The 16,962-nt window shown below is 47.0% G+C and carries 16 protein-coding genes; all 16 read left to right on the top strand.

The window, feature by feature from the left end; genetic code table 11:
- The first annotated feature begins 3 nt into the window (after positions 1-3).
- The 16 genes from B5E64_RS04495 (at position 4) to B5E64_RS04420 (ending at position 16,935) form a co-directional block, all read left to right on the top strand.
- Positions 4-2,661 (top strand): extracellular solute-binding protein, encoded by a 2,658-nt coding sequence (locus tag B5E64_RS04495; protein ID WP_087167339.1) that lies wholly within the window; start codon positions 4-6, stop codon positions 2,659-2,661.
- A 110-nt stretch (positions 2,662-2,771) separates the two neighbouring features.
- The gene (gene phnW, locus B5E64_RS04490; RefSeq protein ID WP_087167338.1) at positions 2,772-3,866 is read left to right on the top strand and encodes a 2-aminoethylphosphonate--pyruvate transaminase; all 1,095 of its coding nucleotides are present in this window, start codon (positions 2,772-2,774) and stop codon (positions 3,864-3,866) included.
- A gap of 1 nt (position 3,867) precedes the next feature.
- Positions 3,868-4,635 (top strand): phosphonoacetaldehyde hydrolase, encoded by a 768-nt coding sequence (phnX, locus tag B5E64_RS04485; RefSeq protein ID WP_087167337.1) that lies wholly within the window; start codon positions 3,868-3,870, stop codon positions 4,633-4,635.
- 189 nt (positions 4,636-4,824) lie between these two features.
- Complete coding sequence (gene rimP / locus B5E64_RS04480; protein WP_087167336.1) at positions 4,825-5,292, top strand: ribosome maturation factor RimP; 468 nt, start codon at positions 4,825-4,827, stop codon at positions 5,290-5,292.
- A gap of 22 nt (positions 5,293-5,314) precedes the next feature.
- Positions 5,315-6,514, top strand: a complete 1,200-nt coding sequence (gene nusA / locus B5E64_RS04475; RefSeq protein WP_087167335.1) for a transcription termination factor NusA — start codon at positions 5,315-5,317, stop codon at positions 6,512-6,514.
- Entirely contained in the window at positions 6,507-6,779 is a 273-nt protein-coding gene (locus B5E64_RS04470) for a YlxR family protein (RefSeq protein ID WP_242960086.1), read from the top strand. Before nusA ends, B5E64_RS04470 begins: the two co-directional genes overlap by 8 nt.
- Positions 6,766-7,080 carry a ribosomal L7Ae/L30e/S12e/Gadd45 family protein gene (locus B5E64_RS04465; RefSeq protein ID WP_087167334.1) on the top strand — a complete coding sequence of 105 codons (315 nt, stop codon included), beginning with the start codon at positions 6,766-6,768 and terminating at the stop codon, positions 7,078-7,080. Before B5E64_RS04470 ends, B5E64_RS04465 begins: the two co-directional genes overlap by 14 nt.
- 23 nt (positions 7,081-7,103) lie before the next feature.
- The gene (gene infB, locus B5E64_RS04460; RefSeq protein WP_087167333.1) at positions 7,104-9,746 is read left to right on the top strand and encodes a translation initiation factor IF-2; all 2,643 of its coding nucleotides are present in this window, start codon (positions 7,104-7,106) and stop codon (positions 9,744-9,746) included.
- A 9-nt stretch (positions 9,747-9,755) separates the two neighbouring features.
- Positions 9,756-10,127, top strand: a complete 372-nt coding sequence (gene rbfA / locus B5E64_RS04455; RefSeq protein WP_087167332.1) for a 30S ribosome-binding factor RbfA — start codon at positions 9,756-9,758, stop codon at positions 10,125-10,127.
- A 1-nt stretch (position 10,128) separates the two neighbouring features.
- Complete coding sequence (locus tag B5E64_RS04450; RefSeq protein WP_087167331.1) at positions 10,129-11,088, top strand: bifunctional oligoribonuclease/PAP phosphatase NrnA; 960 nt, start codon at positions 10,129-10,131, stop codon at positions 11,086-11,088.
- Positions 11,085-11,993, top strand: a complete 909-nt coding sequence (truB, locus tag B5E64_RS04445) for a tRNA pseudouridine(55) synthase TruB (RefSeq protein ID WP_087167330.1) — start codon at positions 11,085-11,087, stop codon at positions 11,991-11,993. Before B5E64_RS04450 ends, truB begins: the two co-directional genes overlap by 4 nt.
- 11 nt (positions 11,994-12,004) lie before the next feature.
- Complete coding sequence (gene ribF / locus B5E64_RS04440; RefSeq protein WP_087167329.1) at positions 12,005-12,988, top strand: riboflavin biosynthesis protein RibF; 984 nt, start codon at positions 12,005-12,007, stop codon at positions 12,986-12,988.
- Positions 12,989-13,104: 116 nt separating this feature from the next.
- Positions 13,105-13,371, top strand: a complete 267-nt coding sequence (gene rpsO / locus B5E64_RS04435) for a 30S ribosomal protein S15 (protein WP_024732247.1) — start codon at positions 13,105-13,107, stop codon at positions 13,369-13,371.
- Between the two features lie 211 nt (positions 13,372-13,582).
- On the top strand, positions 13,583-15,679 hold the full coding sequence (locus tag B5E64_RS04430; RefSeq protein WP_087167513.1) for a polyribonucleotide nucleotidyltransferase: 2,097 nt from the start codon (positions 13,583-13,585) through the stop codon (positions 15,677-15,679).
- Between the two features lie 118 nt (positions 15,680-15,797).
- Complete coding sequence (locus B5E64_RS04425; RefSeq protein ID WP_087167328.1) at positions 15,798-16,427, top strand: DUF1847 domain-containing protein; 630 nt, start codon at positions 15,798-15,800, stop codon at positions 16,425-16,427.
- 223 nt (positions 16,428-16,650) lie between these two features.
- Positions 16,651-16,935: a site-specific integrase gene (locus B5E64_RS04420; RefSeq protein ID WP_087167327.1), complete on the top strand. Its 285-nt coding sequence runs from the start codon at positions 16,651-16,653 to the stop codon at positions 16,933-16,935.
- Positions 16,936-16,962 lie beyond the last annotated feature (27 nt).

Genomic DNA, 16,962 nt, shown 5'->3' with positions numbered 1-16,962 from the left:
AAGATGAAGAAGATAAAAGAAAAAGAAATCAAAGGAATTTACGGGATTGCGCTTCTTCTGTTTTTGATCTTTCTGTTTGTCCCGGTTATCGTACTGTTTCAACAGTCTCTTGCAGGTGAGTCAGGACTTTCCCTGGCACACTACAGTGAAATGCTGACACAGAGAGGATTCGGCCTGGCTGTACGGCACAGCCTGGAAGTATCCATCGTCAGCGCGGTGGTGGCAACACTCCTTGCGTTTTTACTTGCGTACACCGTACATTATACAAATGCACCTGGAAAATATAAGAAATTTATCCGTCTGGCAGCACAGCTTCCAATGCTTCTGCCGACTATTACATACGGATTTGCCATTATCTATTCCTTCGGAAAACAGGGACTTCTGACAAGGCTCTTTGGAAGACAGCTGTTTGATATCTACGGATTTAACGGACTTGTGATCGGATATGTGATCTACACCCTTCCGGTATCCTTTATGCTTCTGTCCAATACGATGGAATATATCGATAAGAAATTTACGGTTGTCTCCAGAATCATGGGAGACTCCCCGCTGAAAACATTCCAGCAGACGATCATCCGTCCGTTGCTTGGAACCTTTGCAACATCCTTTGTACAGTGCTTTTTCCTCTGCTTTACCGATTACGGTATTCCGGAATCCGTGGGAGGAGAGTACGAAGTTGTTGCAACCGTACTTTACAATGAGATGCTTGGAAGTATCCCGAATTTCAACAACGGAGCGGTAGTAGCCGTGATCATGCTGATTCCTTCGATTGTCAGCATCCTGCTTCTGAAATTCCTGGAACGATACAACATCCGGTATACGAAGATCTCCGCAATCGGGTTAAAGAAAAACAAGACAAGAGACATCCTCTGCTCGGTCGGATCGGCTGTGATCCTGATCTGTGTATTTGCAGTCTTTGCTGTGATCTTCATCATGCCGTTTATTCAGGAATGGCCTTATCAGGCAGTGTTTACACTGGATCACTTCCGCGATGTATTCAACGACAATACATTGACGGCAGTATATAAAAACTCATTGTTTGTAGCATTTATGACGGCGATTTTCGGAACCCTGCTTGCTTACGGATGTGCGCTTGCTTCCGCGCGGAGCAGCCTGAGAGGATCCGCAAAGCAGGTGGTAGAAAGCACAGCCCTGATCACCAACACCATTCCCGGAATGGTTATCGGTATTGCATATATGCTTGTGTTCTCAGGAACATCGCTTCAGAACACTTTTTTACTGATCATCATCTGTAACATGATCCATTATTTTTCTACACCATACCTGATGATCAAGAACGCGCTTCTGAAGCTGAACACCTCCTGGGAGGCGACAGCGAAACTGCTTGGCGACTCCTGGGGGAAAACCCTCATAAGAATTATCACACCGAATATGTCATCTACACTTCTGGAAGTGTTCGGATACTATTTTGTGAACGCAATGGTAACCGTCAGCGCGGTGATTTTCATCGCGGGAGCGAGAACCATGGTCATTACGACAAAGATCAAGGAATTACAGTACTTTATGAAATTCAATGAAATTTTCGTACTGTCCACCCTGATCCTTTTGACCAATCTTTGCATAAAGGGAGTATTAGTCCTCCTTTCAGATAGAAAAAAATCTGAATTTAAAGTGAAAAAGGAGAAAAAAATTATGAAGATGAAAAGTGTGACAGCAATGTTTATGGCATGTCTGATGGCCGGCTCCGTAATGCTTGGCGGATGTTCCGGATCAGATGCGGCTTCAGGATCTTCAGAGGATCAGATCATTATCTATTCCAACGCTGATGAAGAGGCGGTAGATGCCATGAAAAAAACACTGGATGATAATGGATATGAAGGCGAATATGTATTCCAGACATTCGGAACATCCGAACTGGGAGGAAAGCTGATCGCGGAAGGAAAGAATCTGGAAGCAGACATGGTGACAATGAGTTCTTTCTACCTGGACAGTGCTCAGGAGCAGAACAGCATGTTTAAAGATCTGACATTTGACTATACAACACTCAGTGAAAATGACAGTTCTGATTTCTACGCACCGATTACAAAACAGGAAGGCGCGATCATTGTCAATACAGAACTCTTAAAGGAAAACAATCTGGACACACCGACCTGCATCAAGGATCTGGCAGATCCGCAGTACAAGGACATGATTTCCGTGACAGATATTAAGAGCTCTTCTACGGCATGGCTTCTGATTCAGGCACTTGTAAGCGAATACGGTGAGGAGGAAGCACAGAATATTCTGTCGGATATTTACGCAAATGCAGGCGACAACATCGAAGATTCCGGTTCTGCACCGCTTAAAAAAGTACGTGCCGGAGAAGTGGCAGTCGGATTTGGTCTGAGACATCAGGCGGTAGCAGATAAAGAAGAAGGACTTCCGATTGACTACGTAGACCCGACAGAAGGAAACTTCTCTTTGACAGAGTCCGTAGCTGTTCTCGACAAAGACAACGGAGACAAAGCAGACAAGGCAATGGAGATGGCGCAGTGCATCATTGAAAAAGGAAGAGAAGAACTTCAGAAAACATACCCGCTTGCTGTATATGAAGGAGAGACAGATTCCGACAACAAATCTGCTTATCCAAAGGTATTCCCGGAAAAACTGACAGTAGACTTACTGGAAAAACATCAGGAAATCTCAGAAGCAGCAAAATAAGACATGATCAATTAAGACAAATGCAGACTGCCGGAAAATAAGGCCGGCGGTCTGTCAATACGTCCGAGCGGATGCGAAAATACAGGAAAAAGGAAAGGAAAACGAAAATCATGAAGAACTACAAATTACTCACACCAGGACCGCTCACCACAACGGATACTGTAAAAAAGGAGATGCTGTTTGACCATTGCACATGGGATGACGACTACAAACAGATTACACAGGAGATCAGAAAAGAACTGTTAAAACTGGCTCATGTTTCCGAGGAGGACTACACCGTTGTCCTGATGCAGGGAAGCGGAACATTCGGCGTGGAGTCTGTACTGACCAGCGTCATTGGAGAAGATGAAAAACTTCTGATCGCAGCAAACGGTGCTTACGGAAAGCGTATGGCATCAATTGCGGAACATGCAAAAATTGACTACGTTCTTTATGAAGAAAATTTTGATAAAGTACCGGATGCCGGAAAGATCGCGGAATATCTGGATGAGGATGCAAAGATTACGCACGTTGCCATGGTGCACAGCGAGACGACATCCGGAATCTTAAATGATATCGAATCTGTTGCAAAAGTAGTAAAAGAAAGAGGAAAGACATTCATCGTGGATGCTATGTCAAGCTTCGGCGGCGTGGATATCCAGGTGGGAGAACTTGGTATTGATTTCATCATCAGCAGCGCCAACAAATGTATTCAGGGTGTTCCGGGATTCTCCTTTATTATCTGCAGAAGAGACAAACTGATGGAGAGCAAAGGAAAAGCAAGAAGCCTTTCTCTTGATCTCTACGATCAGTGGGAGACAATGGAAAAAGACGGAAAATGGAGATACACATCACCGACTCATGTGGTACTTGCATTCAGACAGGCGCTTCGCGAACTGGAGGAAGAAGGCGGCATTGAAAAGAGACAGGAACGCTACGAGAAGAACAATCAGATTCTCATTGAAAATCTGGCAGAGCTTGGTATCAGGCCATATGTAGGAGCAGATGTTCAGGGACCGATCATTACAACCTTCTACTATCCGGAACACCACAACTTCTCCTTCCAGGATATGTACCAGTACATCAAAGAAAGAGGATACGCGATTTATCCGGGAAAAGTAACGGATGCAGATACATTCCGTATCGGAAACATCGGAGAGATCTATCCGGAAGATATGGTAAAGGTGACAGCAATCATTTCAGAATTTTTAAAGGAAAGAAACTAAGATGAAATACGAAGCAGTGATTTTTGACTGGGCAGGAACGACAGTGGATTACGGATGCTTTGCACCGGTACAGGCATTCCTCGATTCCTTCCATGAATACGGAATTGACCCGACCATGGAGGAGGTCAGAGGACCGATGGGAATGCTTAAAATCGACCATATCCGGACCATGTTTCAGGGAGAACGCATCAGCGGACTGTGGAAAGAAAAATATGGAAGAGACTGGACCGAGGAAGATGTCCATGCGGTTTACGAGCTCAGCGAGAAGAAACTTCTGGAAAACCTTCCGAACTTCGCAGATCCGAAACCGTACGTGATCGAAACGGTGAAAGAGCTCCGCGAGATGGGAATGAAGATAGGATCCACAACAGGATACACCGATGATATGATGGCCATCGTTGCTCCGAAGGCAAAAGAGCTCGGATATGAGCCGGACTGCTGGTTCAGCCCGAATGCGGTGGGAAACCACGGACGTCCGTACCCGTACATGATCTTCAAGAACATGGAAGCACTTGGACTTTCTGATGTGAGAAAGGTCATCAAAGTCGGAGATACGGTATCCGATATTAAAGAAGGAAAGAACGCAGGAATGGAAGCGGTCGGAATCCTGGAAGGAAGTTCTGTTCTCGGACTCTCCAAAGAGGAATTTGACGCTCTTTCCGAAGAAGAAAAGAAAGCACAGTACGAAAGAGCGGAGAAAATTTACAAGGATGCGGGAGCAGACTATGTGATTCTCGACATCAGAGGCATTCTCGATATCGTAAAATAGGAGAAAACCGCTAAAATCGGCAAAAAACCTTGATTTTGTCAAAAAAACGTGCTATAGTGCATATAGTTACATAAGAAATCGGCAGAAGAGTGGACGTCATGTTCACTCTTCTTTAATTCTGCGGGTTGTCCGCATACAGGACGGTTTTTTATGACAGGCATGAAAATCTGAAAGAGAAAGGATGTTAGGATGTCAAAAAGAGAAAGCTACGAACAAAGAACAGAGGAATTGCTGATTCCGATCCTTACGAAGTATGAGTTTGAACTGGTTGACGTAGAATATGTGAAAGAGGCTGGCACCTGGTATTTAAGGGCCTATATCGACAAGCCGGGCGGAATTGCCATCAACGACTGCGAGGTCGTAAGCAGAGAGCTCTCTGATCTTCTGGATAAAAAGGATTTTATCGACGACAGCTATATCCTGGAAGTGAGTTCGCCGGGGCTTGGAAGACCGTTAAAGAAAGACAGGGACTTTGCAAGAAGCATCGGGGAAGAAGTGGAGATCCGGACATACCGGATGATTGACAAGCAGAAAGAGTTTACCGGAGTGTTAGAGGAATATGACAGTGATTCTGTGACGATTTCTTATGAAGATGGAACAAAACAGAAGTTTGACAGGAAAGAGATTGCATTGATCAGGCTGGCATTTGATTTTTAGTGTTTAGGAGGAAAAGAAAGCAATGAGTACAGAATTAATGGAAGCACTTACCATACTGGAACAGGAGAAGGACATCAGCAAGGAGACCATGCTGGACGCAATTGAAAATTCCCTGATGAACGCCTGCAAAAACCATTTCAAAAAAGCGGATAATATTAAGGTCGTGATGAACCGTGAGACCTGCGATTTCGCGGTTTACGCTGAGAAGACCGTAGTGGAGGAAGTGGAAGATCCGGAGGAGGAGATCAGTCTTGTAAATGCAAAGATGATGGACTCCAAATATGAACTTGGCGATATTGTACAGGTACCGATCGATTCAAAATCCTTTGGACGGATTGCGACACAGAACGCGAAGAACCTGATCCTCCAGAAGATCCGGGAAGAAGAACGCAAGGTCGTTTATGATCAGTACTTTGAGAAGGAAAAAGACATTGTGACAGGAATCGTGCAGCGTTATGTGGGACGCAACATCAGCATTGATCTTGGAAAGGCAGACGCCATGCTGACAGAAAACGAGCAGGTCAAAGGGGAAGTATTCAAACCGACAGAGCGTATCAAACTTTACGTGGTAGAAGTAAAGAATACGACAAAAGGACCGAAAATTCTCGTATCCCGTACCCATCCGGAGCTTGTAAAACGTCTCTTTGAGTCCGAGGTGACTGAGGTGAAAGACGGTATTGTTGAGATCAAGAGCATTGCAAGAGAAGCAGGATCCCGTACAAAGATTGCCGTATGGTCCAATGATCCGGACGTGGATCCGGTTGGAGCATGTGTCGGAATGAACGGACAGAGAGTGAATGCCATCGTGAACGAATTACGTGGCGAGAAGATCGACATCATCAACTGGAGCGACAACCCGGCCATCCTCATCGAAAACGCGCTGAGTCCGGCGAAGGTTATTTCGGTTGCGGCAGATCCGGAAGAGAAGACGGCAAGCGTCATCGTGCCGGATTACCAGCTTTCTCTTGCCATCGGTAAAGAAGGACAGAATGCAAGACTGGCCGCAAGACTGACCGGATACAAGATCGACATCAAGAGTGAGACTCAGGCAATCGAATCCGGAGAACTTCCGGCAAACTACATGGATATGCCGATGGAAGAAGGTGTATTCGAGTCGGACATTTATGAAGATGACGTTTATGAGGACGACGTCTATGAGGATGACGCATACGAAGACGACATTGATGAAGAAGAAAGTTACGGGGATGAAAGTGATGAATAAAAAGATCCCAATGCGCAAATGTGTCGGGTGCGGGGAGATGAAAAACAAAAAGGAGATGCTCCGCGTCATCCACACGAAGGAAGGGGAATTCCTTCTGGACGCAACAGGAAGAAAAAACGGAAGAGGAGCCTACCTCTGCTTTTCCAGAGATTGTTTTCTAAAAGCAGTAAAGAACAAAGGGCTGGAACGCTCTTTTAAGCAGGCGATTCCAAACGAAGTGTATGAACAGCTGGAAAAGGAGATGGAGCAGATTGAAACTGAATAAAGGTCTGTCACTTTTAAGTCTGGCTACCAGGGCGGGAAAGACAAAAAGCGGAAACTTTCAGACAGAGCAGGCGGTCAAGTCAGGGACGGCTTATCTTGTGATTATCGCCGCGGATGCCTCTGAGAATACAAAAAAGAAATTCCGTAACATGTGCAGCTTTTACGACGTTCCGATTCTGTTTTATGCAGATCAGGACACCCTGGGTCATGCAATGGGAAAAGAATTCCGCACAAGTGCTGCGGTGACAGATGCGGGATTTGCGGACGAGATTAAGAAACAGCTGACAGTGGAAGAAGAATAAAATTGCATATAGGAGGTAGTTGGATGTCAAAAGTGCGAGTACATGAATTAGCAAAAGAGATAGATAAAACGAGCAAGGAAATTATGGATTATCTGAAAGGGAACGGAGCGGACCTGAAAAGCCACATGAGTTTTCTGACAGAGCAGCAGGTGGAGGATGTGAAGAAGAAATTCGGAAGCGCCGGACACAATGCAGAAGCTCCGAAAAAGAAAACTATTGTTCAGGTTTTCCGGCCTCAGAACACACAGGGAGGACAAAGACGCCAGAACGCAAGAGGTGCCCAGAGACCGGGCGGACAGCAGGCGTCAGGAAGAACAGGAATGGATAAGGAAAAGAGAGAAGGATACGTATCTGCCCAGGAGAGAGGGCGCGACAATAACCGTACGGCAAGAGACGGAAACAAAGACCGTCAGGGAAGAGATTTTCGCGACAGAGACCGTCAGGGTCAGGGAAGAGACGGCAATAAAGACCGCCAGGGAGGAAAAGACTTCCGTGACGGAAGAGACCGTGACAGAGACCGTCAGGGCAGAGGATCAAGAGATAATAAAGACAGAGACCGCCAGGGCAGGGATTTCCGCGATAAAGACCGTCAGGGAGGAAGAGATTTCCGCGACGGAAGAGACCGCGACAGAGACCGCCAGGGCAGAGATTCCCGCGACGGAAGAGATCGTGACAGAGACCGTCAGGGCAGAGGATCAAGAGACGGAAGAAACAACGGACCGTCTATCCCGGCACCGATGGTAGCCGAGCAGAAGCCGCAGAGAAGAAACCAGAAGGATAATTATAAGAAGAAAGACTATGACCGCGATGATGAACGGGAAGGCAGGTTTGGCCAGAAGCAGGGAAAAGGCAGGAAGAACCAGCAGCCTGTAATGGAGAAACCGCAGCCGAAGCAGGAGAAGAAGGAAGAGCAGATCAAGCAGATCACAATTCCGAAGATGCTCACCATCAAGGAGCTGGCAGACGCGATGAAGATCCAGCCGTCCGCTATTGTCAAGAAACTGTTCCTTCAGGGCAAAATCGTGACAGTCAACCAGGAGATCGACTTTGATACTGCAGAGGAGATCGCAATGGAGTTTGACGTGCTTTGCGAGCAGGAAGAAGAAATCGATGTAATCGAAGAGCTCTTAAAAGAGGAAGAAGAGGACGAAAAGAAGATGAAAAAACGTCCACCGGTTGTCTGCGTTATGGGACACGTTGACCATGGTAAGACTTCCCTCCTCGATGCAATCCGTCACACGAATGTAACAGACAGAGAGGCCGGCGGAATCACACAGCATATCGGAGCATCTGTTGTCAACATCAACGGAGAGAGCATCACATTCCTTGATACACCGGGTCATGAGGCATTTACGGCAATGCGTCTTAGAGGTGCATGTTCCACAGATATTGCAGTACTTGTCGTTGCCGCAGACGATGGTGTCATGCCGCAGACGGTAGAGGCGATCAACCATGCCAAGGCGGCGGGCGTTGAGATTGTTGTCGCGATCAACAAGATCGACAAGCCAAGCGCGAATATCGAACGTGTAAAACAGGAGCTGACAGAGTATGAGCTCATCCCGGAAGACTGGGGTGGAAGCACGATTTTCGTTCCGGTATCCGCGCATACAAAAGAAGGTATTCCGGAGCTTCTTGAGATGATCCTTCTGACAGCGGAAATGCTTGAGTTAAAAGCAAACCCGAACAGACGCGCAAGAGGTCTTGTGATCGAAGCGCAGCTTGATAAAGGAAAAGGACCGGTGGCTACTGTCCTTGTACAGAAAGGAACACTCCGTGTAGGTGACGCCATTGCAGCCGGATCTGCGTTTGGTAAAGTCAGAGCCATGATGGATGACAAGGGAAGACGTGTCAAAGAGGCCGGCCCATCCATGCCGGTTGAGATCCTTGGATTCAATGACGTTCCGAATGCGGGTGAAGTCTTCGTTGTAAGCAAGAACGAAAAAGAGGCAAGAAACTTTGCGGAAACCTTTATTTCCCAGAATCGTATGAAGATGCTGGAGGAGACAAAATCCAAGATGTCTCTGGATGATCTGTTCAACCAGATTAAAGAAGGAAACTTAAAAGAACTGGATATCGTAGTCAAAGCGGACGTACAGGGATCTGTAGAGGCGATGAAGCAGAGCCTTCTGAAGCTGTCCAACGATGAAGTTGTTGTAAAAGTGATCCACGGCGGAGTTGGAGCCATCAACGAATCCGACGTTATGCTTGCATCTGCGTCCAACGCGATCATCATCGGATTTAATGTTCGTCCGGATGCGGCAGCAAAAGAGACAGCAGAAAGAGAAAATGTTGACGTTCGTCTGTACCGTGTCATCTACAATGCCATCGAAGACGTGGAAGCTGCCATGAAGGGTATGCTCGATCCGATCTTCGAAGAACAGGTGCTTGGACACGCGGAAGTACGCCAGACATTCAAGGCTTCCGGAGTCGGAACCATTGCCGGTGCTTACGTTCTGGACGGTATCTTTGAACGTGACTGCTCCGCAAGAATTATCCGCGACGGAATTGTAGTATTTGAAGGAAAACTTGCTTCACTGAAGCGTTTCAAAGATGATGTCAAAGAAGTAAAAGCAGGATACGAATGTGGTTTCGTATTTGAAAAATACAATGACATCAAAGAAGGCGATCAGGTAGAAGCATTCAAGATGGTAGAAAAACCAAGATAGGATGAAAATATGAGAAAAAACAGTATCAAAAACACGAGGGTCAATACAGAAGTGATGCATGAACTGTCCAATATGCTGCGCGGGGGGATCAAAGATCCCCGCGTGGCAGAGTTCACCTCTGTCGTTGCGGTGGAAGTCGCACCGGATCTGAAGACCTGTAAAGCCTATATCAGTGTTCTTGGTGATGAAAAGGCACAGGCAGATACAATCAAAGGGCTTCAGAGCGCAGAAGGGTATATCAGAAGAGAGCTTGCACATTCTCTGAACCTTCGTAACACCCCGGAGATCCGCTTTATTCTGGATCAGTCGATCGAATACGGGGTGGCAATGTCAAAGAAGATCGACGATATCACGAAAGGCAGTAAGAAAGAGGAAGAGTAATATGCTGAAACTGGATGAGATACTGAAAGGAGTAAAGCGGGCCGGCATTGCAGGGCATGTACGGCCTGACGGGGACTGCACCGGTTCCTGCCTGGCGCTTTACCAGTATTTACGTATGTATTATCCGGAAGTCAGCACGGATGTGTATTTGGAAGAGATCCCGAATTCGTTCCATATGCTGACAGGGGCAGACGAGATCCGTCACGGGCTGCCGGAAGATACCGGATATGATGTGTTCTTCGCACTGGACTGCGGGGATACGAAAAGACTCGGATTTGCAGGTACACTGTTTGAACAGGCCAAAAAGACGGTCTGCATCGACCACCACGTGAGCAACCTGGCATTTGCGGATGTAAACCAGATCGTTCCGGACGCAAGCTCCACCTCTGAGCTGATCTATGATCTGCTGGAAAAAGAGAGGATCACAAAGGAGATTGCGGAAGCACTGTATCTGGGAATTGTACACGACACCGGAGTGTTTCAGTATTCCTGCACAAAGCCTTCGACCATGGAGGCAGCTGCGGAGCTTTTAAGAAAAGGAATCGACGGACCGAAAATCATAGAGAAAACATTTTATGAAAAGACCTACGCTCAGAATCAGGTGCTTGGAAAGGCGCTTCTGGAGAGTATCCGTCTGATGGACGGAAAAGTAATCTTTTCCTACATTACAAAGAAAAGCATGAACTTCTTTGGAGTGAAGGCAAAAGATCTGGAAGGCATTGTCAGCCAGCTGAGAGTGACAACCGGCGTGGAGGCTGCGATTTTCCTCTACGAACTGGAAAGCGGAGAATTTAAAGTCAGCCTCCGTTCCAAAGAGAAAGTGGATGTCAGCAAGGTTGCCCAGTACTTTGGCGGCGGCGGACATGTGCGGGCCGCAGGACTTACGTTCCGCGGAACCGTCCATGATGCAGTCAACAACATCGTCGGACAGGTTGCCCTTCAGCTGGAGGAAGAAGCATGATCCACGGAATTCTGAACGTAAGAAAAGAAAAGGGCTTTACTTCCCATGATGTGGTGGCAAAGCTTCGGGGAATGACAAGACAGAAAAAGATCGGACATACCGGGACGCTGGATCCGGATGCGGAAGGCGTCCTTCCGGTCTGCCTTGGAAAAGCAACCAGGCTCTGCGAAATGATGACGGACAAAGAAAAGGCATATGAAGCCGTGATGGTGCTTGGAAAAGAGACCGATACCCAGGATCTTTCCGGTACAGTTCTCGATACTTCCGCGACCGACCATCTGACCGAAGAGGAAGTGCAGGAAGCCATCCTTTCTTTCGTAGGGATCTATGACCAGATCCCGCCGATGTACTCTGCGGTAAAGGTTGGCGGGAAAAAGCTCTATGAACTTGCAAGAGAAGGTAAGGAAATCGAACGGAAAGCCCGCCGGGTGGAAATCCGTTCCATCCGGATTCTTGAGATGCGGCTTCCGGAAGTCAGGTTTGAAGTAGTCTGCTCCAAAGGAACCTACATCCGCACCCTCTGTCATGATATCGGCAGAAAACTTGGATGCGGGGCATGTATGGGCGACCTGCTCAGAACAAAATCCGGAAACTTTACATTGGATCAAAGTCGGACTCTTTCTGAAATTCAGGAGTATCTGGATGGCGGCAGGATCGGGGAGATTCTTGTTCCGATCGATGCCATGTTTCCGGATGCGCCGAAAGTATCGGTGAAGCAGGGAAAGGAAAAGACCGTTTACAACGGGAATGCCCTGTCGCCGGATCAGATCGAGGACCACATCCCGGAAAAGGACGGGGAGACCATCCGGGTCTACGGTCCGGACGGAAGATTCCTCGCACTCTACCGCTATGCCGGGAGAGAAAAGAAATATCAGGTGGAAAAAATGTTTTACAGTCCGGAATAAGAGGAAAGAACATGCAATATATTACAGGATTTGAACATTACCAGGAAGAAGCCGGAACTGCCGTAACGCTGGGAAAATTTGATGGTCTGCACAGAGGACACCGTAAACTGGTGGAGCGGATTATGGAACATGTGGAGCAGGAGCCGGATTTAAAAAGTGTTGTTTGTTTTTTCGAGATGACCGAATTCAAAAAAATGTGTCACCTTGACCAGAAAAAACTGATGATGAATGAAGAGCGTGCCATCCGTCTGGACGGAAGAGTGGATTATCTGATTGAATGTCCGTTTCTGTCCGTAAAAGAGATGGAGGCGGAAGTATTTATCGAGAAAATTCTCTCGGATCTGTTTCATGCAAAATACATTGTGGTTGGCGAAAACTTCCGGTTCGGGCACGAGAGGCGTGGAGACGTCGGGATGCTCGCAAAGTACCAGGAAACGTACGGATACCGTCTCGAAGTGATACCAAATGAGTATTACGGAGAACGCATCGTAAGCAGTACTTATGTAAAGGAAGTCATGAAAACAGGAGATATTGATCTTGTGAACCGGCTGCTCAGTTATCCTTATACAATCGCGGGTACAGTGAGGAAAGGAGAGGGCATGGGACGCCGGATCGGATATCCGACGATGGATATCTTCCCGTGTCAGGAAAAAATCCTGCCTCCTGCCGGAGCCTACGTCTGTAAGCTGGAGGTGGACGGACAATGGTATCAGGGTGTGTGCAACATCGGAAAGAAGCCTACTGTATCAAGCGGGGAAGATACCATTCTTTCGGTTCATCTCTTCTGCTATGAGGAGAAGGAAGAAGCAGACGGAAAGCAGGTCGTACTGCAGCTTTATCATTATCTGAGACCGGAAGAAAAGTTTGACGATATAGATGAACTTAAAAGGCAGATTCAGACAGATATACGGGAAGGAAAGAGACACTTTCTTCTCACAATGGAAAGCAGACGCATGCTTCTGGAAATCAAAAACAAAAGTGAAGAAAAGAATTGACATCCGGCAGGGTGCCATGATATACTCAAAAAGTATGAGTGAGCCGATATCCAGTGGACGGAAGACTCCGACCGCCGCCTGATATCCGGCGTTTCAAAAATAAGGAGGATAAAAACATGATCGACAGAGAAAAGAAAGCAGCTATTATTGCTGAGTATGGAAGAAGCGAAGGAGACACAGGATCTCCGGAAGTTCAGGTAGCAATCCTGACAGCAAGAATCAATGAATTAACAGAGCATTTCAAAGCAAATCCAAAGGATCATCATTCCAGAAGAGGTCTTTTGAAGATGGTAGGTCAGAGACGTGGTCTTCTTGCATATTTAAAGAAAAAGGATATCGAAAGATACCGTTCTTTGATTGAAAGATTAGGACTCAGAAAATAGTCAGGCTATTCAGAGAGGACGGACACTTATCCGTCCTCTTTTATACTGCCGGGATATTTTTCCGGTTTTCAATATTTGTCAAAATCATGCGAAATGTATGCGGGGAGAGACACCGGGACCACTGAAAAGCAAGCCAGTATATGACTTGTTTTTCAGTAGTTTCGGGATTCTTCGCACGACAAAAAAAGAAAAGAAAAATGAGGAGGATCTTATGTACAAGACATTTGAGATGGAACTTGCCGGACGTCCTCTGCGTGTTGATGTAGGCAGAGTGGCAAAGCAGGCAAACGGTGCAGCACTGATGCACTATGGAGAAACAACAGTACTTTCCACAGCAACAGCTTCTGAGAAGCCAAGAGAAGGAATCGATTTCTTCCCGCTGAACGTAGAGTACAATGAAAAGATGTATGCAGTTGGAAAGATTCCGGGAGGATTCAACAAAAGAGAAGGAAAGGCATCTGAAAATGCGATCCTGACAGACCGTGTCATCGACCGCCCGATGCGTCCGCTCTTCCCGAAGGATTACAGAAACGATGTTACCCTGGAAAACCTTGTCCTTTCTGTAGATCAGGACTGCAGCCCGGAACTGACAGCAATGATTGGATCCGCAATCGCAGTTGCGATCTCCGATATTCCGTTTGACGGACCGACAGCTTCTACACAGGTAGGACTTGTAAACGGTGAGTTCGTATTCAACCCGACTGCAGAAGAAAAAGCAGTATCCGATATGCAGCTGACTGTTGCATCTACAAAAGAAAAAGTCATCATGATCGAAGCCGGAGCCAACGAAGTACCGGAAGATGTGATGATCAAAGCGATTTTCGCGGCACACGAAGTAAACCAGACGGTAATCGCATTCATCGACCAGATCGTAGCAGAGTGCGGCAAGCCGAAACATGAATATGAAAGCTTCGCAGTACCGGCAGACCTGATGGAAGAGATCCAGAAGCTCGTTCCGGCTGAGGAGATGGAAGAAGCAGTATTTACCGATGACAAGCAGACAAGAGAGGCGAACATCCGCGTGATTCAGGATCGTCTCGAAGAGGCATTTGCTGAAAACGAAGAGTGGCTGCCACGCATCGGAGAAGCGCTGTACCAGTATCAGAAGAAGACTGTCCGCAAGATGATCCTCAAAGATCACAAACGTCCGGACGGAAGAGCGATCGACCAGATCCGTCCGCTTGCAGCGGAAGTAGACCTGATCCCGAGAGTACACGGTTCCGCAATGTTTACAAGAGGACAGACACAGATCTGCAACATCACAACACTTGCTCCGCTTTCTGACGCACAGAAACTTGACGGACTTGATGAAGCAGAGACTTCAAAACGCTATATGCACCACTACAATTTCCCGTCCTACTCTGTAGGTGAGACAAAGCCGTCCAGAGGACCGGGACGTCGTGAGATCGGACATGGAGCGCTGGCTGAGCGTGCCCTCGTGCCGGTACTTCCGTCTGAGGAAGAATTCCCGTACGCAATCCGTACGGTATCCGAGACATTCGAGTCCAACGGATCCACATCTCAGGCAAGTGTCTGCGCATCCAGCATGTCCCTGATGGCAGCCGGTGTGCCGATCAAGAGCGCAGTAGCAGGTATCTCCTGCGGACTTGTAACAGGAGAGACAGACGACGATTACATCGTCCTGACAGATATCCAGGGTCTGGAAGACTTCTTCGGAGACATGGATTTCAAAGTGGCAGGTACACATAAAGGTATCACAGCAATCCAGATGGATATCAAGATCCACGGACTGACAAGACCGATCATCGAGGAAGCGATTGCCCGTACAAGACAGGCAAGACTTTACATCATCGATGAAGTGATGAACAAAGCAATCGCAGAGCCGAGAGCAGAAGTCGGCAAATATGCTCCGAAGATCATTCAGATGAGCATTGACCCGCAGAAGATCGGCGATGTGGTAGGACAGAGAGGAAAGACGATCAACGCTATCATCGAAAGAACCGGTGTGAAGATCGACATTTCCGACGAAGGAAGCGTATCCATCTGCGGTACAGACAAAGAGATGATGGAAGAGGCAAAACGCCTGATCACAATCATCGTAACAGACTTCGAAGCCGGACAGGTTCTCGAAGGAACAGTAGTCAGCATCAAAGATTTCGGCGCATTCCTCGAGTTTGCTCCGGGCAAAGAGGGAATGGTTCACATTTCCAAGATCTGCAAACAGCGCATCGACCACGTAGAAGATGTTCTGACACTGGGAGACAAGGTCAAGGCAGTCTGCCTTGGAAAAGACAAGATGGGAAGAATCAGCTTCAGCATCAAAGACGTCGCTCCGGAAAACAGATAATCCAAACGGAAAAGTTCAAGCATCCATGCCATAGACGGTGTGGATGCTTTTTTTTGTGGGAAAAGTGTGATATGATGGGAAAAGAGAAGACGGAAAAAGGACTGGGAGGAACGAAAAAATGGAAGAAAAAAAGATCAGAAGATCCTGCGTAGACTGTGCAGTGACAGCATGTGAGAAAAAGGACGGGAACTACCCGGATTTCTGCCTGACTGCGTCACTGGACGAAGAACTGTTGGAGGAGGCGCTTGCCTGCTATGAAGATCCGGAGAATCATAAGCTTGCCATTGCCGCGGCGGAGGTCGAGTATGAAGGATATCTGAAACTGACAAGAGTGGAGGAGATCATTCAGTTCGCCGGAAAAATCGGAGCGAAAAAGATCGGAATCGCGACCTGTGTCGGACTGATCCGGGAGAGCAGGACACTGGCGAAGATCCTGAGATCCCACGGTCTGGAAGTCATCGGAGTAGCCTGCAAAACAGGAGCGGTGGACAAAAGCAGAATCGGCATCCCGGAAGAATGTCAGGAAATCGGCTGCCACATGTGCAATCCGATCTTACAGGCAAAATATCTGAACAAAGAAAAGACCGACCTCAATGTCGTAGTCGGCCTCTGCGTAGGACACGACAGCCTGTTCTACAAACATTCGGATGCACCGGTTACCACAGCCGTGACCAAAGACCGGGTACTGGGACACAATCCGGTTGCCGCACTTTATACGGCAGAGTCTTACTATAAGAAACTTTTATAAAAATACAGAACCGCATTGTATCTGTATAAATCGAAACCGAGTAAAAGAAGCATATCAGGGCAGAAGCATGCTGCCGGATGTGCTTCTTTTTTTATTGCCCGGATGTAAAAAAGAAAAAAATTGTAAAAATTTCCCGTTTTTCTGACCCTTTTTGCTGTTTTATTCCATCTTTATATTATAGAAGGATAAAAACAGGGAAAAGTAAGCGTGAGGAGGAATCATCATGACAGAGAAAGTATATTTTACGGTGAAGGAAACAGATGTTAAGGATTTTAAAACCTATCTATATGAAAGGGAAAACGCGGAGACGACTATTAGCAAATACAGTACAGACCTGCGTTGCTTTTTGAAGTTTCTTGGAAACAGCCGGGAAGTGGACAAGGCAAGACTTCTTGCATATAAAGAATGGCTGATAGAGCGTTACGCTGTAAGCAGCGTAAATTCCATGCTGGCTGCATTGAATCAGTTCCTGGAATTCTGCGGATACGCCCAGTTGAAGGTAAAATGATAATATGGAAATTTTTTAACGGGGACG

The sequence above is a fragment of the Drancourtella sp. An12 genome, assembly GCF_002160935.1.
In the GTDB taxonomy this organism is placed as follows: Bacteria; Bacillota; Clostridia; order Lachnospirales; family Lachnospiraceae; genus Sellimonas; species Sellimonas catena.
The sequence above is the reverse complement of the archived record's forward strand: the minus strand, read 5'-3'. Positions and strand labels throughout refer to the sequence as shown.

Bases quoted from the DNA above. Each gene is read 5' to 3' on its own strand.
- B5E64_RS04495 (WP_087167339.1), top strand. From the start codon at position 4: ATGAAGAAGATAAAAGAAAAAGAAATCAAAGGAATTTACGGGATTGCG.
- phnW (WP_087167338.1), top strand. From the start codon at position 2,772: ATGAAGAACTACAAATTACTCACACCAGGACCGCTCACCACAACGGAT.
- phnX (WP_087167337.1), top strand. From the start codon at position 3,868: ATGAAATACGAAGCAGTGATTTTTGACTGGGCAGGAACGACAGTGGAT.
- rimP (WP_087167336.1), top strand. From the start codon at position 4,825: ATGTCAAAAAGAGAAAGCTACGAACAAAGAACAGAGGAATTGCTGATT.
- nusA (WP_087167335.1), top strand. From the start codon at position 5,315: ATGAGTACAGAATTAATGGAAGCACTTACCATACTGGAACAGGAGAAG.
- B5E64_RS04470 (WP_242960086.1), top strand. From the start codon at position 6,507: ATGAATAAAAAGATCCCAATGCGCAAATGTGTCGGGTGCGGGGAGATG.
- infB (WP_087167333.1), top strand. From the start codon at position 7,104: ATGTCAAAAGTGCGAGTACATGAATTAGCAAAAGAGATAGATAAAACG.
- rbfA (WP_087167332.1), top strand. From the start codon at position 9,756: ATGAGAAAAAACAGTATCAAAAACACGAGGGTCAATACAGAAGTGATG.
- B5E64_RS04450 (WP_087167331.1), top strand. From the start codon at position 10,129: ATGCTGAAACTGGATGAGATACTGAAAGGAGTAAAGCGGGCCGGCATT.
- truB (WP_087167330.1), top strand. From the start codon at position 11,085: ATGATCCACGGAATTCTGAACGTAAGAAAAGAAAAGGGCTTTACTTCC.
- ribF (WP_087167329.1), top strand. From the start codon at position 12,005: ATGCAATATATTACAGGATTTGAACATTACCAGGAAGAAGCCGGAACT.
- rpsO (WP_024732247.1), top strand. From the start codon at position 13,105: ATGATCGACAGAGAAAAGAAAGCAGCTATTATTGCTGAGTATGGAAGA.
- B5E64_RS04430 (WP_087167513.1), top strand. From the start codon at position 13,583: ATGTACAAGACATTTGAGATGGAACTTGCCGGACGTCCTCTGCGTGTT.
- B5E64_RS04425 (WP_087167328.1), top strand. From the start codon at position 15,798: ATGGAAGAAAAAAAGATCAGAAGATCCTGCGTAGACTGTGCAGTGACA.
- B5E64_RS04420 (WP_087167327.1), top strand. From the start codon at position 16,651: ATGACAGAGAAAGTATATTTTACGGTGAAGGAAACAGATGTTAAGGAT.